Origin of the sequence: Antrihabitans spumae (assembly GCF_043944905.1) — a bacterium.
In the GTDB taxonomy this organism is placed as follows: domain Bacteria; phylum Actinomycetota; class Actinomycetes; order Mycobacteriales; family Mycobacteriaceae; genus Antrihabitans; species Antrihabitans spumae.
Map to the genome: position 1 here is coordinate 1 of NZ_JBIMSN010000053.1, position 635 is coordinate 635.

The window sequence follows — 635 nt, forward strand, 5'->3', positions numbered from 1 at the left end:
CCATGGTGTTCATCGTCCTATCCGCCCAGGTCACGGGCAACAAGACTCTAAAACAAGTCGGTCCCGTTTACCGGGGGCACGCCACTCGATCCGAACCTGAATGCGTCCGTCGAAGCGTCGGGCGGAGTCCGAGCCCGGACCCGGACCCGGTACGAACGGACCATGCGCTATTTCGCTCTCGTCGCAAGTGGTGACACCGCGAGCGCAACGAAAGCTGCCGACATCCTCGTGAAGGTTCACTCCAAAGGTATTGGCGTAGATCCTGTTACGGGTGGACGATACGACTCGAACTCACCCGAGTCGCAGCTATGGATCCATATGACGGCGTGGCATTCGATCCTGTACTGCTACGAGATCTTCGGTCCGGGCAAGCTGTCCGATGAAGAGGAGACGCAGTACTGGGCCCAATGCGCGATCGCCGCGGAATGTCAGACGATCAACCCTGACGACGTGCCTCGTAGCCGCGAAGCGGTCATCGAGTTCTTCGAATCCTGGCGTCCCCGCTTGGCAGCGTCCGCGCTCGCGCAGTCGATGACTCGAATGATCCTGCACCCCGAGTTGGCAATGCCGCAGGACCTGGGCCTTGACCCCGGATGTTGGACACGGGGATTTTCTGGCTATGCAGCCTGGATGAG

At 60.3% G+C, this 635-nt stretch carries 1 protein-coding gene; it reads left to right on the forward strand.

From position 1 onward, the window contains the following. Positions 1-96 precede the first annotated feature (96 nt). Positions 97-635, forward strand: a 539-nt coding sequence (locus tag ACHIRB_RS12610) for an oxygenase MpaB family protein (RefSeq protein ID WP_395127701.1), incomplete at its 3' end; no start/stop codon positions are given.